Source organism: Bradyrhizobium sp. Ken51, from assembly GCF_055807435.1.
The window spans coordinates 66577-82768 of record NZ_JBVVPB010000014.1 but is presented as its reverse complement, the minus strand read 5'-3'; the positions used below and the strand labels follow the sequence as shown (position 1 = coordinate 82768).

The following is a 16192-nucleotide window of genomic DNA, read 5'->3' as shown; positions in this document are numbered from 1 at the left end:
TGGTTTGATGCAGATCCTTCGTTGCGTCGCACTGGCGGCGGCGCTCGCATTGCTTCCGGCGACGGCCTTTTCGCAAGGCAAGATAGCTCCCAAGGACGCAAAGCTCTATTTCATCACCCCGCATGACGGGCAGAAGGTCCGCGGCGGATTCTGGGTCCGGTTCGGCTTGCGCAACATGGGTGTGACCCATGCCGGCGACGAGTATCAGAATGCCGGTCATCATCATTTGCTGATCGACGTCAACGACCCCATCGATCCCAAGGAGCCGATCCTGCAGGACAAGTCGCATCTGCATTTCGGGGCAGGGCAGACCGAAACGCTGCTCGAGCTTCCGCCCGGGACCCACACGCTGCAACTCGTGCTGGGCGATGCCAAGCACTATCCGTTCGAGCCGCCCATCGTGTCGGAGAAGATCACCGTACGCGTCCGGCAGCCCGCAACGGCGCGGTAGCAATCACCGCAGGCTGGCGTTGAACTTGTCAAGCATCGCCGAGCCCGGGCAGAGCGTGTCCGCTTCCAGCGTATTGAGCGGCGTTTCGACCGTGTTGAGATGCTCGTGCAGATCTTCCGCGTCGGGATCGACATAGAGCAGGCCGGTGACGATCTGTCCCTTTGCGGCGTGCTTTTGCAGGAAGGTCTGGGCGCCGAGCCGGTCGTGCGGATCGTAGTCGGCGTCGATCTTGCGCAGCGCGATCCTGCTGCCGTCATGCTGCTCGACCATTTGCACCGTGCCCGGTGCGTAATCCACCGCAATCGGATCGCGGCCGACCAGCACGTCGAGCCGGTTCACCGCGTCATTGTGCTCGCGGACATAGTCGAAGCTCTTGGTCGAGCCGGCGTGGTTGTTGAAGGCGATGCAGGGGCTGATGACGTCGATGAACGACGCGCCCTTGTGGCCGATCGCGGCCGCGATCAGCGGCACGAGCTGGGTCTTGTCGCCGGAGAACGAGCGCGCGACGAAGGTGGCGCCCAGCTGCAGCGCGATGGCGACGAGGTCGATGGCGTTGTCCGTGTTGGTGACGCCCTTCTTGGACTTCGAGCCGCGGTCGGCCGTCGCCGAGAACTGGCCCTTGGTCAGACCGTAAACGCCGTTGTTCTCGACGATGTAGGTCATGTTGACGCCGCGCCGGATCGAATGCGCGAACTGGCCGAAGCCGATCGAGGCGGAATCGCCGTCGCCGGAGACGCCGAGATAGATCAGGTCGCGATTGGCGAGGTTGGCGCCGGTCAGCACGCTGGGCATGCGGCCGTGCACGGAGTTGAAGCCGTGCGAATTGCCGAGGAAATAATCGGGTGTCTTCGACGAGCAGCCGATGCCCGAGATCTTGGCGACCCGGTGCGGCTCGATCGAAAGCTCATAGCAGGCCTCGATGATCGAGGCCGTGATCGAGTCGTGACCGCAACCGGCGCACAGCGTCGAGATCTTGCCCTCGTAGTCGCGATGGGTGTAGCCGAGCTCGTTCTTCTTGAGGCCGGGATGGTGGAATTTCGGCTTTGCGATGTAGGTCATGACACGGCCTTGCGGAGCGGGGTCACTTTAAGGTGATCCTGGTGGTCGCCAATGGCTTTCGCGATGAAACGGGCGGTGATCGGCGAGCCGTCGTAATGCACGATCGGCACCAGCCGCACCGGGTCGATGCCGTTCTCGTTGACGATGAGCTGGCGCAGCTGGCTGTCGCGGTTCTGTTCGACGACGTAGACGAAATCGTGCTCGGCGAGGAAGCTCGCCACGCTCGAATGGAACGGGAAGGCGCGGATGCGCAGGCGATCGAGCTGATGGCCTCGTGTCTCCAACAATCCGATCGCCTCGTCCATCGCCGGCGTGGTCGAGCCGAAATAGATCACGCCGTATTTGGTCGGCCGTTCCGCATTGGCCTGGAGCGGCCGCGGCACCAGATCCTGCGCGGTCTCGAACTTGCGCATCAGGCGCTGCATGTTGTCGGCGTAGACCGAGCCTTCCTCGGAGTAGCGCGCATAGCGATCACGCGAGGTGCCGCGGGTGAAATAGGAGCCCTTGGTCGGATGCGTGCCGGGATAGGTTCGGTAGGGAATGCCGTCGCCGTCGACGTCGAGGTAGCGGCCGAAGTCGCGGCCTTCCTCCAGCATCTCCGCGGTCATCACCTTGCCGCGGTCATATTGCTTGGAATCGTCCCATTTCAGCGGACGGCAGAGCCGGTGGTTCATGCCGATGTCGAGGTCGAGCATCAGGAAGATGGTGGTCTGGAGCCGCTCGGCGAGATCGAAGGCCGCGGCCGCGAACTCGAACGCCTCGGCGGGATCCTCCGGGAACAGCAGCACATGCTTGGTGTCGCCATGCGAAGCATAGGCGCAGGCGATGATGTCGCATTGCTGGGTGCGGGTCGGCATGCCGGTCGAGGGACCGGCGCGCTGGATGTTCATGATCACGGCCGGGATTTCGGCGAAATATGACAGGCCGATGAACTCGGTCATCAGTGAGATGCCAGGGCCGGACGTCGCGGTGAAGGCGCGCGCGCCGTTCCAGGAGGCGCCGATCACGATGCCGATCGAAGCCAGCTCGTCCTCGCCTTGCACGATGGCGTATTTGGCCTTGCCGGTCTGGGGATCGTGCCGGTACTTCTTGCAGTGGGCGGTGAAAGCCTCCGCCACCGACGAGGACGGCGTGATCGGATACCAAGCGCACACCGTGGCGCCGCCATAGACGGCGCCGAGCGCGGCGGCGCTGTTGCCCTCGATGAAGATGCGGTCGCCGACCTTGTCGGACTTCTTCACCCGCAGCCCGGTCGGGCATTTCAGATTCTGGAGCGCCCAGTCGCGGCCGAGATGCAGCGCGTGGACGTTGGACGAGAGCAGCTTCTCCTTGCCCTTGTACTGCTCGCCGATCAGCTGCTCGATCAGTTTCGGATCCATGTCGAGCAGCGCCGAGAGCGCGCCGAGATAGATGATGTTCTTGAACAGCTGGCGCTGGCGCGGATCGGTGTAAGTCGAGTTGGTGATCGCGGTCAGGGGGACGCCGATCACGGTGATGTCGTCGCGGAATTTCGTCGACGGCATCGGCTTGGTGGAATCGTAGAACAGATAGCCACCGGGCTCGATGCCGGCGACGTCCTTGTCCCAGGTCTGCGGGTTCATGGCGACCATCATGTCGACGCCGCCGCGCGCGCCGAGATGGCCGTCTTCGGTCACCCGCACCTCGTACCAGGTCGGCAGTCCCTGGATATTGGAGGGGAAGATGTTGCGCGGGCTCACCGGAACGCCATGGCGCAGGATCGCGCGCGCAAACATCTCGTTGGCGCTGGCCGAGCCCGATCCGTTGACGTTGGCGAAGCGGACGACGAAGTCGTTTACGCTGCTGATCGGCTTTTTGTCGGACATGCTGAACCTGCGTGAGTCATCTCGATCAAATATTTTTGCATGTCCCAGGCGCCGGTGGGACAGCGCTCGGCACACAGCCCGCAATGCAGGCAGACATCCTCGTCCTTGATCATCACGCGCCCGGTCTTGAGATCGCTGGACACATAGAGATCCTGGTCCGGATGCAGCGAGGGCGCTTTCAGGCGCTGACGGAGATCGCCTTCCTCGCCATTGTCCGTGAAGGTGATGCAATCCATCGGACAAATGTCGACGCAGGCATCGCACTCGATGCAGAGCGAGGTCGAGAACACGGTCTGGACATCGCAGTTCAGGCAGCGATGGGCTTCGCCCAGCGCCAGCTTGACGTCGTAGCCGAGCTCGACCTCGGTGCGGATGTCCTTCAGCGCGATCACCTTGTCGCGATGCGGCACCTTGTAGCGCTTGTCGTTGGAGATGTCGTTGTCATAGCTCCATTCGTGGATGCCCATCTTCTGCGAGGAGACGTGCACCTCCGGCAATGGCCGCTCGGTGACGTCCTCGCCCGAGAGCATTTTGTGGATCGACAGCGCGGCATCATGGCCCTGCGCCACCGCCCAGATGATGTTCTTCGGCCCGAACGCGGCGTCGCCGCCGAAGAACACTTTCGGATTGGTCGAGACGAAGGTTTGCGGATCGACCTTGGGCATGTGCCATTTGTCGAACTCGATGCCGCAGTCCTGCTCAATCCAGGGGAAGGCGTTCTCCTGGCCGACTGCGACCAGCACGTCGTCGCATTCGATGGTCTGGTCCGGCTCGCCCGAGGGCACGAGGTTGCGGCGGCCCTTGGCGTCGTATTCGGCCTTCACCTTCTGGAAGGTGATGCCGGTGAGCTTGCCGTTGTCGTGGACGAAGGCTGTGGGCACGAGGAAGTTGAGGATCGGGATGTCCTCGTGGAGCGCGTCTTCCTTCTCCCAGGGCGAGGCCTTCATTTCCTCGAAGCCGGAGCGCACGACGACCTTCACCTCTTCGCCGCCGAGGCGGCGCGCGGTGCGGCAGCAATCCATCGCGGTGTTGCCGCCGCCGAGCACGATGACTCGCTTGCCGATCTTGTCGGTATGGCCGAACGAGACCGAGGACAGCCAGTCGATGCCGATATGGACGTTGGCGGCTGCTTCCTTGCGTCCGGGAATGTCGAGCTCGCGGCCGCGCGGCGCGCCGGAGCCGACGAAGATCGCGTCGTACTTCTCCGCGAGCAGCGCCTTCATGCTTTCGATGCGGTGGCCGCCCTTGAAGTCGACGCCGAGACCCAGGATGTAGCCGGTCTCCTCGTCGATGACTGAATCCGGCAGGCGGAACTTCGGGATCTGCGAGCGCATCATGCCGCCGGCTTTCGGATCGGCATCGAACACCGTGCAGTGATAGCCGAGCGGCGCGAGATCGCGCGCCACCGTCAGCGAAGCGGGACCGCCGCCGACGAATGCAACGCGCTTGCCGTTCTTGGCCGAGGGCCGCGGCAGGCGTTGCGTGATGTCGTCCTTGAAGTCGGCGGCGACGCGCTTCAGGCGGCAGATCGCGACCGGCGTCTCCTCGACGCGTCCGCGGCGGCACGCCGGCTCGCATGGACGATCGCAGGTGCGTCCCAGAATTCCGGGAAACACGTTCGATTTCCAATTGATCATATAGGCGTCGCTGTAGCGGCCTTGGGCGATCAGTCGGATGTATTCGGGAACGGGAGTGTGCGCAGGACAGGCCCATTGGCAATCGACCACTTTGTGAAAGTAGTCGGGGGCCGCAATATCGGTCGGTTTCATTCCTACCCTGTCCGCGCAGGCTCAAAGACCCCGCGGCCTTTTCTTGAGCTTGGCGAACGCTAACGCGCGGCGATCTGGTTTCTGAATGACGTCATTGGGTTAGCTTATTAGAACCGTTCCGAAGTACAACGGCAAATTTGGGGGATCACCGGCTTTCATGGGAGCCCAGCGCGCACATCATTAATGGTCGCGCGAGATGCGTGCGGTGCAGCATGTTGCGATGCGTCCGATGGGTTAGTTGCGCGCGATGTCGCTCTTCGCGAGGTCCCACATCAGGCTGTAGGTGCCGACCGACACGGGAAGCGGGAATGGCGCGGCGGCAGGGCCGGTGAAGCGCGCGGCGATCACGGCGGAGACCGCGCCGACATGCGTGCCGTCGATCAGCACGAACCAGTCGCGCGCGCCTTCGTTGCGCACCGCCGGAATGTCCGCCGTCGCGCCCGACAGTTCCGGCTCGCTTTCGAGCAGATGCATCGAGATGATGCCGTCGTGCTTTTCCGGCGTCAGCCTGTCTTGCAGTGCGTCACGCCATGCGACTGCATTGTCCGGCGTACGCCGCAGCCGCACGAGCCCGAGCGCCGCGCCACGTCCGGTACCATTGCTGATCGTGATGCGGGCGACCACTCGGAGCATGTCCTTGAAATGCGCCATGCTCCGCCGCGACCATTCAGTCTGGTTGGCGAGTCGCGCCCGGTAGGCGGGACTGTCGAGCACGTCGAGCGTCGCGGTCGAATACAGCGAGAGATATTTGGGATTGGCGGCGTGCGCGACATAGCGCCGCGCCTCCAGAAAACCCTCGATCGCAACGCGCTCTTCCAGATGCTCGCGATCGTACCAGCGATTGAAATCGGCTTCATCTGAAACGTCGACGTTCATCGACGTCAGCAGCATGCCTTTCCCGGCGAGCGGCATTTTCTTGTTGTCCTACTATCGCGAGATCTTCGAGGCGATATCCGCGATCGACTTCATGACCGCGTCTCGCACGCCGGTATCATAGAGCGAATGGCCGGCTTCTTCCACGATACGAATCTCGGAACCCGGCCACGCTTTCGCGAGCGCCTGCGATGTCTCGGGAGGACACAACAGATCGTAGCGGCCCTGAACGATGATGCCAGGAATGCCGTCGAGCTTGCCGGCGTTCCGCAACAACTGGTTCTCCGTCATGAAGCTGTCCTGCACGAAATAATGCGCCTCCATGAACGGCGTCGCCGGCAATGTGCGCCACACGTTCAGCGACGCCAGGTCGATCCGCGTCTTTGCCGCCTTGTGCTCCGACAAGGCGCGCTCGGTGTCGTGCCATGCGCGCGAGGCCGGGCCATGCACGGCCGGATCGGCATCGAGGATGCGGCGATAGTAGGCTTCCACCGGCCGCGCGCGCTCCTCCAGCGACAGCACGCTCAGAAAATCCTCGTAGAGCGCGGGGTAGAATTGCGACAGGCGCGAAGTGAAGGCGATCTCGACTTCAGCACGCGTGCCGAGAAACGTCGCGCGCAGCGCAATTCCGGAGACGCGCGCGGGATGCGCCTGCGCATAAGCCAGCGCCAGCGTCGCGCCCCAGGAGCCGCCGACCACCATCCAGCGCGCGACGCCGAATTTCTCGCGGATCTTTTCCATGTCCGCAATCAGATGCTGCGTGGTGTTGTGCTGGCGCGATCCCTTCGGCCGGCTGCGGCCGCAGCCGCGTTGGTCGAACAGCACGGCATGGAAACGGTCGGGATCAAACAGCCGGCGATGGTCGGGCTGGCAACCGCTGCCGGGGCCGCCATGCAGATAGACCGCGGGGAGGCCGTCGGTGCGGCCGACGCTCTCGACATAAAGCTCGTGGCCGTCGCCGACGTCGAGCATTTCGGAGGTCAGCGGCGCAAAGGGATCGGCGCGCTTGACTGAGCTGGCCGCGTCGGCGTCAGGCATCATTCCCGGATTCCAGAGTGCCGCCGGCGAAATTGCGATAGAGGAAGCGGTTGGTTTCGCCCTCGGCCTCGCGCTCGGCCTGCTTGAAGATGGTCTCGTGCAGCGGCGACAGCGCACAGGCAGGATCGGTGTTGGCGGCGTCGCCGGTCAGCGCAAAGGCCTGGCAGCGGCAGCCGCCGAAATCGATCTCGCGGAATTCGCAACTCTTGCACGGCTCCTTCATCCAGCCGGTGCCGCGATAGCGATTGAAGGCCTCGGAGTTCTGCCAGATCCAGGCGATCGAATGGTTGGAGCGCACCGATTCGAAGTCGAGCCCGGTGATGCTCTCGGCGGCGTGGCAGGGCAGCACCTTGCCGGCCGGCGAAATATTGAAGAACTGCCGGCCCCAGCCGCCCATGCACTTCTTCGGCCGCAGCGCGTAATAATCGGGCACGACATAGTCGATCGTTAGCCGGCCCTTCAGCCGCTCGCGCGCCTCCTCGACGATGCGGGTGCACTCGTCGAGCTGCGCCACCGTCGGCATCAGCGCGGCGCGGTTCTTCAGCGCCCAGCCGTAATACTGGACATTGGCGACCTCGAGCCGGTCGGCGTCGAGATCGACGGACATCTGGATGATCTCAGGCAGCTGGTGCAGGTTCTGCCGGTGCATCACCGCGTTCACGGTGAGCGGCAGGTCGAGCTCGCGGGTCCATTTTGCCACTTCGAGCTTCTTGCGGTGCCCGTTTTTGTAACCGCCAACGCGATCGGCGAGGGCTTCTTCGACGCCCTGGAAGCTGATCTGGACGTGGCAGAGCCCGGCATCGGCAAGCTCGCTCAGCCGCTCGCGCGTCAGCAGCACGGCCGAGGTGATGAGGTTGGTGTAGAGGCCGACGTCGCTGGCGTGCTTGACCAGCTCGACCAGGTCCTTGCGCGCGGTCGGTTCGCCGCCGGAGAAATGCACCTGGAGCACGCCGATCTCGGCGAGCTCGCTCAGGACTTTCTTCCATTCCTCGGTGGTCAGCTCCTTGCCCGAGCGGTCGAGCTCGACCGGGTTGGAGCAATAGGGACATTGCAGCGGGCAGCGATGGGTGATCTCGAGCAGCACGGCGAGCGGAATGCCGAACGTCTCTGCCGTCGAGCGCTGCTTCTCCAGCACCGCGAGGCTGTCGCTGGCATCGGGCGGGATGGTGGGATTGCCGAGCACATCGCTCATGACGTTTTCTCCCGGGCCTCCGTGAGAAAGCCCTTGTCGGCGAGATCCTGCAGCATGACGATGACGTCGGCCAGGATCGCCTCGCGCGGCGCGGCGTATTTCGCCGCGAGCTGGTCGGACATTTCGCCGACATTGCGCTCGCCGTCGCAGAGCTGCAAGACCTCGACCGCGATCTCGTCCGGCGCCAGCACGCGTTCGGGCGCCAGGATCACCCAGACGTTTCGCGTCTCGTCATATTTCAGCTTGGCGTGCCGCGGCAGAACCGGCCGGCTGGTCTCGCTGACGCTGATGTGACGCGGCCCGGCCATCGCTTGTTCCTCAGCTCGCTTTTTGGTGTTCTTGGGGCACGAACGCGCCCGGCGGAATGTGGCCCTCGACATAGGCGTGTTGGAGCGCGTCGAGCTGCACCCAGAGCACGTTGGTCTTGAAGATCAGCGCGTTGCAGACCGACGCGCGTTGCTCGGGCGTGGTGGCATGCGCCTTGACATAGTCGAGCGCAAAGCCGGCGTCCCGCGGCGCCTGCGCCAACCGGCGCTTGAAGTAGCTCATGATGTCAGGATTGACGAAGTCGTAGTGCTCCAGCATTCCGGCAATGCGCACTTCGTGCAGGTTCGGCGCGAACAATTCGGTAAGCGAGGAGGCGATCGTCTCCAGCGGCGACTTCTCGCGGCAATAGTGCACATAGGCTTCCACCGCAAAGCGCGTCGCCGGCAGGATGCCTTCGGTCGATTCCACGTAGGCCGTGTCCAGCCCGAGGCCGTCGGTCAGCTTCAGCCAGCGCTCGATACCGCCTTCGGAGCCGATATCGCCGTCATGATCCTCGATGCGATGGCGCCATTCCACGCGCGTGGCGCGGTCGCGGAAGCGCGAGATCACCACCGCGTCCTTGATCGGGATCGTGCTCTGGTAATAGTAACGGTTCAACGCCCAGGCCTGGACCTGGCCCTTGTTCAGCTTGCCGCCGTGCAGCAGCTTATGGAACGGATGCAGGCTGTGATAGCGCGTCGCACCGATATGGCGCAGCGTCGCCTCCAGCTCCTCGGCCGAGTTGAGCCTGATGTCCTTGCCGATCGAGAGCGCGGTCATTCCAGTCAGTGACGCGGCATTCACAGCACGATCTCCGTTCCGTCGGCGGGTATCTGCCAGCCCGCCGCTTCAGCGGCCTTGCGCTCGGGAGAAGCGGGCAGCAGCGCCGGGTTCGAGTTATTGATATGCAGAAATATCTTCCTGTCGAGAGTGAGGTCGGCGAGCCGCGCGATGGCGCCGTGGTCGCCGGACATCGCGACATGGCCCATGCTCTTGCCGGTCTTGTGGCCGAGCCCGGCCCTGATCATCTCGTCGTCCCGCCACACCGTGCCGTCAAAGAACACCAGCGCGGCGCCGTCGATCTCGGTCTTGAGCGCGTCGGTGACCTCGGCGCAGGCGGCGATGAAGTAGAAGCATTTGCCGGTCGCTTTGTCGGTGATCTTCAGCCCCAGCGTATCGCCTTCGCCGGTGTCGCCGCCCGGATGCGCCTTGCCTTCCAGGTACCAGGCCGATTTGCCCGAGACCGCGAAGGGCAGCACCTCAAGTCCTGAGCGCGCCCCGTCCGGCAGCCGCGGCTCGAACGGCTCATTGATCTCGACCGGCTGGCGCTGCACGTTCTTCTCGTTCAGCACGTTGAAGATGCTGTTGGCCTTCAGAATCGCCAGCACCTTCTCATGCGCATAGACCGTGAAGGGCGAGCCCTCGCGCATCGACAGCAGGCCTGCCACCGCATCCACTTCGCTGTTGGTCAGGATCACGCCTGCGATCGGCGTATGGCGCAGCGCGCCTGCCTTCGGATGCAGCTGTGGCGTCGCATTCAATTGCTGGCGGAGGTCGGGGGAGGCGTTGATCAGGAACCAGTGCTCGCCGCCGCCGCTGAAGGCGACCGAGGCTTGGGTCCGTTGCAGCTCTTGGCCGTTTTCACGGGCCGTCCGGCAGCCCTCGCAGCCGCAATTCCATTGCGGCACTCCGCCGCCGGCTGCGGCGCCCAGGACGACGACGCGAAGCATGATCCGTCTCCTGGAAGGAACGCTGCGAGGTGGATCTCAGGCCAACACAGTTTCCGTCGTTCGGAAACCTGCCGTGACCGAAAGACCCACCTGCGCTGAACGCAGATCGCCAGCCACTTACTTGCGGGTGGCGCTCACATACATGTTGATTTCCATGCCACAGGGCACTTCGACGATCTTCGGGGCTTTCCAGGCCATTTCGGCTCTCCATTTTCGAGAATTCGGACGTATCCGCCCAACCCCTAAGTTAGTGCGGGTGGAAAAGTTCGCCAGTGAAATTTTCCCGAGAAGCCCATGTTGCGGCGCGAAAAATGCTGGCGGAACAATACTTGCTGGTGATGCTGCCTTGCGCATGGCGCATTCGGTCGCGAACCCTGTCCTGATAAAGCAGTTGTGAGTGCAGTGCAGCTTTCAATCCGGTACAGGCGACCCAACTGGAACTTCGTGATGCCCAGATATTTCTTCAACACCCGTATCGGCAACGAACTGATCGTGGATCCTGAGGGAGAGGATCTGCGCAATCCCGACCGTGCCTGGGAGGTTGCCCGCCAGATGATTCTGGAGGTGCTGCGATCGGAAGGCACCCAGCCGGCCCTGCTCGAAGCCGTCATCGAGGTCACCGACCGCGAAGGCGAGATCGTGCTCGAATTCCCCTTCACCGAGGCCCTGCTGGACATCCCGGACCAGTCCGCCACGCGGCATTGAGCCCCGACTCTCTCCCCGTCATTGCGAGGAGCCCTTGCGACGAAGCAATCCAGACTGCTTCCGCGGAGGCAGTCTGGATTGCTTCGCTTCGCTCGCAATGACGGGGAATGAGCCTCACCCGGCTCTCGCCCTTCGTCCCTGCGAAATCCGCATGGCTTTGCCGCGTTCCCGGGGCTAAAAGACGCCGGTTAAACGGAGCAAGCCATGCAAGATCTCTGGCGCCTGTCGGCGGCCGACCTCGCCAACCTCGTCAAAACCAAAAAGGTCTCCGCCAGGGAGGCCGCGCAGGCCGGCCTGGCCCGGCTCGACGCCGTCAATCCCAGCCTCAACGCCGTGATCGACCACCGGCCGGAGGACGTGCTCAAGCAGGCCGACGCCGTCGATGCCGCCATTGCCAGGGGGGAGGACCCCGGCGCGTTGGCCGGCGTGCCCGTCACCATCAAGGCGAATGTCGACCAGGAGGGCTTTGCCACCACCAACGGCCTGAAACTGCAGCGCGATCTGATCGCGCGCGAGGACAATCCGGTGGTCGCCAATTTCCGCAAAGCCGGCGCCGTTCTGCTTGGGCGCACCAATTGCCCGGCCTTCTCCTATCGCTGGTTCACCACCAATCTGGTCCACGGCGACACCAAGAACCCCCGCGACGCCTCGCTGACGCCGGGCGGCTCCTCCGGCGGCGCCGGCTCGGCGGTCGCGGCCGGCATCGGCCATATCGCCCATGGCACCGACATTGCGGGCTCGATCCGCTATCCCGCCTATGCCTGCGGCGTGCATGGTCTGCGCCCGACGCTCGGCCGCATCCCGGCCTTCAATCCGGCCCTGCCGGAGCGCCCGATCGGGCCGCAGATCATGGCGGTGTCGGGCCCGCTGGCCCGCACCGTCAACGACATCAGGATTTCGCTCGCGGCCATGTCGGCCCGCGACATCCGCGACCCCTGGTTCGTGCCCGCGCCGCTGGAAGGCCCCGCGCGGCCGAAGCGCGCCGCGCTGTGTCTCAATCCGGACGGCCTGGCCACCGCGCCCGAGGTGAAGGCCGCCGTCATCGACGCCGGCAAGCGGCTCGAACGGGCCGCCTGGACCGTCGAGACAATCGAGAACACCCCGCCGATGCGCGAAGCGGTCGAGTGGCAGATCAAGCTCTGGCTCGGCGACGGCTATGAGGCGCAGCTGGAGATGGCCGAGCGTGAAGGCGATCCCGGCGCGCTGGCGTGCCTGCGCGGCAACCGCGCCAGAGTCACGCCAATGGACCAGGCGAATTACGCCAAGGCATTGACCCGCCGCGCCACGCTGACCCGCGATTGGATGCTGTTCTTCGAGACCTATGCCGTGCTGCTGACGCCGGTCTCCGGCGAATTGCCGTTCCCCGATCATCTCGACCGCAAGGACGACGACTCCTTCAACCGCGTGTGGGAAGCGCAGCTGCCGCAGATCGCCATTCCCTTCATGGGCCTGCCTGGCCTCGTGGTCTCCACCGGGCTCGTCGGCAAGGCGCCGGTCGGCGTGCACATCGTGTCCGGCCGCTATCGCGAGGATCTCTGCCTGCTCGCAGGCGAGGCGATCGAGGCGGGCGGCGTGCCGCCGTCGCCGATCGACCCCGTGGGTTAGCGATGTCGGTGATCTACGACTTCAAGGCCAACTCGCTTCTCGGCGAAGAAGTCGCCCTGCGCAGCTTCGAGGGACAGGTGCTGCTGATCGTCAACACCGCGAGCAAATGCGGCTTCACGCCGCAATATCGCGGGCTGGAGGATCTGCATCGCGACCTCAATCCGCGCGGCTTCTCGGTGCTCGGCTTTCCCTGCAACCAATTCGGTGCGCAGGAGCCTGGACCGGCGAGCGAGATCCAGGCGTTCTGCTCGACCAATTACGACGTCACCTTTCCCCTGTTCGAGAAGATCGACGTCAACGGCAGCAATGCGCATCCGTTGTATGAGTACCTGAAACGCCAGCAATCCGGCCTGCTGGGCGCCTCCATCAAATGGAATTTCACCAAATTCCTGGTGGATCGCGCCGGCAAGGTGGTCGCGCGCCACGCACCGACCGCCCGGCCCGAAGGATTGCGGCAGCAAATCGAGACCCTGTTATGAGCGAGACAATCATGAGCGACGAATTTCCGGACCGCCTCTCGGTCGATCCGAACAGCCCCTATTACAACGCGGACATCCTGGCGCGCGACGTCGGCATCCGCTTCAAGGGTGTCGAAAAGACCAATGTCGAGGAATACTGCATCAGCGAAGGCTGGGTCCGCGTCACCGCAGGCAACGCCAAGGACCGCCACGGCAACCCGCTGACCATCAAGGTGCACGGCCCGGTCGAGCCGTATTTCAGGGATAAGAAGTAGGAGCGCGCTCTCTCCTCGTCATTGCGAACGCTCTCTTCTCCGTCATTGCGAGCGAAGCGAAGCAATCCAGAATCTTTCAACGGCGGCAGTCTGGATTGCTTCGTCGCTTCGCTTCTCGCAATGACGAAAATGAAAGGCCAAGCCCATGTCCGTCCGCATCGTCGACGTCCGCGAGATCACGAAACCGATCTCTTCGCCGATCCGCAACGCCTATATCGATTTCACCAAGATGACGACGAGCCTGGTTGCGGTCGTCACCGATTTCGTCCGCGACGGCAAGCGCGTCGTCGGCTACGGCTTCAACTCCAACGGCCGCTACGGGCAGGGCGGCCTGATCCGCGAGCGCTTTGCCTCTCGCATCCTGGAGGCCGATCCGAAATCACTGTTGAACGTGGCCGGCGACAATCTCGACCCCGACAAGGTCTGGGGCGCGATGATGACCAACGAGAAGCCGGGCGGTCATGGCGAGCGCTCGGTCGCGGTCGGCACCATCGACATGGCGGTGTGGGATGCCGTGGCGAAGATCGCAGGACAACCGCTGTTCCGCCTGCTGGCTGAGCGTCACGGCGTCAAAGCCAATCCGCGCGTGTTCGTCTACGCCGCCGGCGGCTATTATTATCCGGGCAAGGACCTCTCGATGCTGCGCGGCGAGATGCGCGGCTATCTCGATCGCGGCTACAACGTCGTGAAGATGAAGATCGGCGGCGCCGATATCGAGGACGACCGCACCCGCATCGAGGCGGTGCTGAAGGAGATCGGCAAGGACGCGCAGCTCGCCGTCGACGCCAACGGCCGCTTCGATCTCGAGACCGGGATCGCCTATGCCAAGATGCTGCGGGATTATCCGTTGTTCTGGTACGAGGAAGTCGGCGACCCCCTCGACTACGCGCTGCAGGCAGCCCTCGCCGAATTCTATCCGGGCCCGATGGCGACAGGCGAAAACCTGTTCAGCCACCAGGACGCCCGCAATTTGATCCGCTACGGCGGCATGCGCCCCGACCGCGACTGGCTGCAATTCGACTGCGCGCTGTCCTACGGCCTGTGCGAATACCAGCGCACGCTGGAGGTGCTGAAAACTCATGGCTGGTCACCGAGCCGCTGCATCCCCCATGGCGGCCACCAGATGTCGCTCAACATCGCAGCCGGCCTCGGCCTCGGCGGCAACGAGAGCTACCCCGACCTGTTCCAGCCCTATGGCGGCTTCCCCGACGGCGTCCGGGTCGAGAACGGTCACATCACCATGCCGGAGCTGTCAGGCATCGGCTTCGAAGGCAAGTCGGATCTCTACAAGGAGATGAAGGCGCTGGCGGAGTAGGCCGCGCTGCGGCCCAAACTCAGTGTCGTCCCGGCGGAGGCCGGGACCCATAACCCCAGGGAGAGGTTATGGATTGAGTTGGCAACTCCGAGTCTTCATCAAACTGCGTTTAGTGGCTATGGGTCCCGGCCTCCGCCGGGACGACAGCATAGCTACGACAGCCGCATATCCAGCAGCCGCCGCCCTTCGCCTTTCAGCAGCTTCTTCACCGCGCTCGAGGCCACGACCTCGCCGTCATTCGCATAAGCTTCGTGGTTCTTCTCGATGTCGTCGAGGCGGTAGAGGTAGTTGACCATCACGCCGGCGGACTCGCGCACGCCCTTCGGCGAGAGATCGCCCAACCAGTTGATGCGCTCGAGGCGGGCGCCGTTGCCGAGATGGAAGCGGGCGACGGAGTCGATCAGCTTGCCTTTGGGCGTGCGCGCCTTGAGGAAGTAGTGCGCCGCGAGCGGTTCGATCACGCCACGCAGCAGTGTCGTGGTCTCGGGGTTCTCGAACCATTTGGGATCGTCGAGCCGCTTCAGCACTTCGCGGTCCTCGTCCGACAGCGGCAGGTCCTTGTCCTGCTTCACCCATGGCATGAAGCCCGGCACCGGCGACAGCGTCACGAAATTGTCGAGCTTGGGCAGTTCGCGGCGCAGCTCCTCCACCACCTGCTTGATCAGGAAGCTGCCGAAGGAGATGCCGCCGAGACCGCGCTGGGTGTTGGAGATCGAGTAGAACACGGCGGTGCGGGCGCGCTCGATCGGGACGGAGGGGCGATCGACCGCGAGCAGCGGCGCGATCGCGCCGGGGATCGTCTCGGTCAGCGCCACCTCGACGAAGATCAGGGGCTCGTCCACCATCGCGGGATGGAAGAAGGCGTAACAGCGGCGGTCGACCGGATCGATGCGGCGGCGCAGATCGTCCCAGTCGCTGATCTCGTGCACGGCTTCGTAACGGATGATCTTTTCGAGGATGTTGGCCGGCGTCGACCAGTCGATCCTGCGCAGCACGAGAAACCCCCTGTTGAACCATGACGAGAGAAGATGCGAGACATCGCGATCGAGCGCGGCGAGATCGGTATGCCCGTTCATCATGTCGAGCAGATCGGCCCGCATCTTGACGAGATCGCCGGTGCCGCCGGGCGCGCGGTTGAGGCGGCGGATCAGCTCCTGCCGGCGCGGCTCGGAGGCAAAATGAAGGGCGCTGGCATCCTCGTCGGCCGGCTTGGCGCGCCATGTCTCGATCGCCTTGGACAGGCGCTCCCGATCCGGGCCGAAATCGCGCACCAGGGCTTCGAAAAAGGCGCGACGTCCCGCCGCATCCAGGTCCTGGTAGATGTCGAGCACCTCACGCGCCATGGCGGTGCCCGACGCTTCGCCCCGGCCCGACAGCAGCGCGCCGCAGAGCTCGATGAGCCCATCGGCGTCCGGCTTGGTGTCGGCAGAATCCCCGCGGCGAAGCAGCGTGCGGCCGCGCTCGGAGATGGTGGTGAGCAGGTCGGAGAAGAAGGCGTTGGCCATCGGGGCTTTCGTGTCGGGTTTGTGCGATGCGGGAATCTTACACGGGATTTGGGCGGAAGCCGATCAC

Annotated in this window: 17 protein-coding genes; 6 read left to right on the top strand and 11 right to left on the bottom strand. The window is 64.1% G+C overall.

Translation table 11 applies throughout. The features are described from left to right. Positions 1–7: 7 nt before the first annotated feature. Positions 8–451: a DUF4399 domain-containing protein gene (locus AC0L27_RS23195; protein WP_354205101.1), complete on the top strand. Its 444-nt coding sequence runs from the start codon at positions 8–10 to the stop codon at positions 449–451. A gap of 3 nt (positions 452–454) precedes the next feature. Here the strand turns inward: AC0L27_RS23195 and AC0L27_RS23190 are convergent, their stop codons facing one another. The 10 genes from AC0L27_RS23190 to pqqA all read right to left on the bottom strand — a co-directional run bounded on the left by AC0L27_RS23190 (position 455) and on the right by pqqA (position 10460). After that, positions 455–1510, bottom strand: a complete 1056-nt coding sequence (locus tag AC0L27_RS23190) for a 2-oxoacid:ferredoxin oxidoreductase subunit beta (protein WP_275169264.1) — start codon at positions 1508–1510, stop codon at positions 455–457. Continuing rightward, on the bottom strand, positions 1507–3354 hold the full coding sequence (locus AC0L27_RS23185; RefSeq protein ID WP_354205103.1) for a 2-oxoacid:acceptor oxidoreductase subunit alpha: 1848 nt from the start codon (positions 3352–3354) through the stop codon (positions 1507–1509). Before AC0L27_RS23185 ends, AC0L27_RS23190 begins: the two co-directional genes overlap by 4 nt. Beyond that, positions 3324–5123, bottom strand: coding sequence for an FAD-dependent oxidoreductase (locus tag AC0L27_RS23180; RefSeq protein WP_354205105.1), 1800 nt, complete (start codon positions 5121–5123; stop codon positions 3324–3326). The genes AC0L27_RS23185 and AC0L27_RS23180 overlap by 31 nt, the downstream gene beginning before the upstream one ends. A gap of 234 nt (positions 5124–5357) precedes the next feature. Then, positions 5358–6035 (bottom strand): hypothetical protein, encoded by a 678-nt coding sequence (locus tag AC0L27_RS23175; protein ID WP_354205107.1) that lies wholly within the window; start codon positions 6033–6035, stop codon positions 5358–5360. Positions 6036–6050: 15 nt separating this feature from the next. Then, on the bottom strand, positions 6051–7037 hold the full coding sequence (gene pip / locus AC0L27_RS23170; protein ID WP_354205109.1) for a prolyl aminopeptidase: 987 nt from the start codon (positions 7035–7037) through the stop codon (positions 6051–6053). Next, positions 7027–8226, bottom strand: coding sequence for a pyrroloquinoline quinone biosynthesis protein PqqE (gene pqqE, locus AC0L27_RS23165; RefSeq protein WP_354205111.1), 1200 nt, complete (start codon positions 8224–8226; stop codon positions 7027–7029). The genes pip and pqqE overlap by 11 nt, the downstream gene beginning before the upstream one ends. After that, positions 8223–8534: a pyrroloquinoline quinone biosynthesis peptide chaperone PqqD gene (gene pqqD / locus AC0L27_RS23160; protein WP_085351888.1), complete on the bottom strand. Its 312-nt coding sequence runs from the start codon at positions 8532–8534 to the stop codon at positions 8223–8225. The genes pqqE and pqqD overlap by 4 nt, the downstream gene beginning before the upstream one ends. Positions 8535–8544: 10 nt before the next feature. Further along, on the bottom strand, positions 8545–9312 hold the full coding sequence (pqqC, locus tag AC0L27_RS23155) for a pyrroloquinoline-quinone synthase PqqC (RefSeq protein ID WP_473320516.1): 768 nt from the start codon (positions 9310–9312) through the stop codon (positions 8545–8547). Positions 9313–9332: 20 nt separating this feature from the next. Next, positions 9333–10262 carry a pyrroloquinoline quinone biosynthesis protein PqqB gene (gene pqqB / locus AC0L27_RS23150; protein WP_473320482.1) on the bottom strand — a complete coding sequence of 310 codons (930 nt, stop codon included), beginning with the start codon at positions 10260–10262 and terminating at the stop codon, positions 9333–9335. Positions 10263–10379: 117 nt separating this feature from the next. Further along, positions 10380–10460 carry a pyrroloquinoline quinone precursor peptide PqqA gene (gene pqqA, locus AC0L27_RS23145; protein WP_007595659.1) on the bottom strand — a complete coding sequence of 27 codons (81 nt, stop codon included), beginning with the start codon at positions 10458–10460 and terminating at the stop codon, positions 10380–10382. Positions 10461–10709: 249 nt separating this feature from the next. On the opposite strand from pqqA, the gene AC0L27_RS23140 reads away from it, so the two are divergent. The 5 genes from AC0L27_RS23140 to tarD all read left to right on the top strand — a co-directional run bounded on the left by AC0L27_RS23140 (position 10710) and on the right by tarD (position 14620). Next, positions 10710–10967 carry a DUF6894 family protein gene (locus AC0L27_RS23140; RefSeq protein WP_007595657.1) on the top strand — a complete coding sequence of 86 codons (258 nt, stop codon included), beginning with the start codon at positions 10710–10712 and terminating at the stop codon, positions 10965–10967. A gap of 204 nt (positions 10968–11171) precedes the next feature. After that, a complete protein-coding gene (locus AC0L27_RS23135; protein WP_354205118.1) occupies positions 11172–12572 on the top strand; it encodes an amidase family protein in 1401 nt (466 codons plus the stop codon). A 2-nt stretch (positions 12573–12574) separates the two neighbouring features. Beyond that, positions 12575–13051: a glutathione peroxidase gene (locus AC0L27_RS23130; RefSeq protein ID WP_354205120.1), complete on the top strand. Its 477-nt coding sequence runs from the start codon at positions 12575–12577 to the stop codon at positions 13049–13051. Beyond that, positions 13048–13305 carry a DUF3297 family protein gene (locus AC0L27_RS23125; protein WP_018318553.1) on the top strand — a complete coding sequence of 86 codons (258 nt, stop codon included), beginning with the start codon at positions 13048–13050 and terminating at the stop codon, positions 13303–13305. Before AC0L27_RS23130 ends, AC0L27_RS23125 begins: the two co-directional genes overlap by 4 nt. 145 nt (positions 13306–13450) lie before the next feature. Further along, the gene (gene tarD / locus AC0L27_RS23120; protein ID WP_354205122.1) at positions 13451–14620 is read left to right on the top strand and encodes a D(-)-tartrate dehydratase; all 1170 of its coding nucleotides are present in this window, start codon (positions 13451–13453) and stop codon (positions 14618–14620) included. Positions 14621–14772: 152 nt separating this feature from the next. Here the strand turns inward: tarD and AC0L27_RS23115 are convergent, their stop codons facing one another. Continuing rightward, positions 14773–16125, bottom strand: a complete 1353-nt coding sequence (locus AC0L27_RS23115) for a malonyl-CoA decarboxylase (RefSeq protein WP_354205124.1) — start codon at positions 16123–16125, stop codon at positions 14773–14775. Between the last annotated feature and the right edge of the window lie 67 nt (positions 16126–16192).

Excerpts from the sequence above, each read along its gene's own strand:
- AC0L27_RS23125 (WP_018318553.1), top strand. The coding sequence starts at position 13,048 with ATGAGCGAGACAATCATGAGCGACGAATTTCCGGACCGCCTCTCGGTC.
- pip (WP_354205109.1), bottom strand. The coding sequence starts at position 7,037 with ATGATGCCTGACGCCGACGCGGCCAGCTCAGTCAAGCGCGCCGATCCC.
- AC0L27_RS23130 (WP_354205120.1), top strand. The coding sequence starts at position 12,575 with ATGTCGGTGATCTACGACTTCAAGGCCAACTCGCTTCTCGGCGAAGAA.
- pqqD (WP_085351888.1), bottom strand. The coding sequence starts at position 8,534 with ATGGCCGGGCCGCGTCACATCAGCGTCAGCGAGACCAGCCGGCCGGTT.
- AC0L27_RS23115 (WP_354205124.1), bottom strand. The coding sequence starts at position 16,125 with ATGGCCAACGCCTTCTTCTCCGACCTGCTCACCACCATCTCCGAGCGC.
- pqqA (WP_007595659.1), bottom strand. The coding sequence starts at position 10,460 with ATGGCCTGGAAAGCCCCGAAGATCGTCGAAGTGCCCTGTGGCATGGAA.
- AC0L27_RS23180 (WP_354205105.1), bottom strand. The coding sequence starts at position 5,123 with ATGAAACCGACCGATATTGCGGCCCCCGACTACTTTCACAAAGTGGTC.
- AC0L27_RS23135 (WP_354205118.1), top strand. The coding sequence starts at position 11,172 with ATGCAAGATCTCTGGCGCCTGTCGGCGGCCGACCTCGCCAACCTCGTC.
- AC0L27_RS23195 (WP_354205101.1), top strand. The coding sequence starts at position 8 with ATGCAGATCCTTCGTTGCGTCGCACTGGCGGCGGCGCTCGCATTGCTT.
- tarD (WP_354205122.1), top strand. The coding sequence starts at position 13,451 with ATGTCCGTCCGCATCGTCGACGTCCGCGAGATCACGAAACCGATCTCT.
- AC0L27_RS23175 (WP_354205107.1), bottom strand. The coding sequence starts at position 6,035 with ATGCCGCTCGCCGGGAAAGGCATGCTGCTGACGTCGATGAACGTCGAC.
- pqqC (WP_473320516.1), bottom strand. The coding sequence starts at position 9,312 with ATGACCGCGCTCTCGATCGGCAAGGACATCAGGCTCAACTCGGCCGAG.
- AC0L27_RS23140 (WP_007595657.1), top strand. The coding sequence starts at position 10,710 with ATGCCCAGATATTTCTTCAACACCCGTATCGGCAACGAACTGATCGTG.
- AC0L27_RS23185 (WP_354205103.1), bottom strand. The coding sequence starts at position 3,354 with ATGTCCGACAAAAAGCCGATCAGCAGCGTAAACGACTTCGTCGTCCGC.
- pqqB (WP_473320482.1), bottom strand. The coding sequence starts at position 10,262 with ATGCTTCGCGTCGTCGTCCTGGGCGCCGCAGCCGGCGGCGGAGTGCCG.
- pqqE (WP_354205111.1), bottom strand. The coding sequence starts at position 8,226 with ATGAGCGATGTGCTCGGCAATCCCACCATCCCGCCCGATGCCAGCGAC.
- AC0L27_RS23190 (WP_275169264.1), bottom strand. The coding sequence starts at position 1,510 with ATGACCTACATCGCAAAGCCGAAATTCCACCATCCCGGCCTCAAGAAG.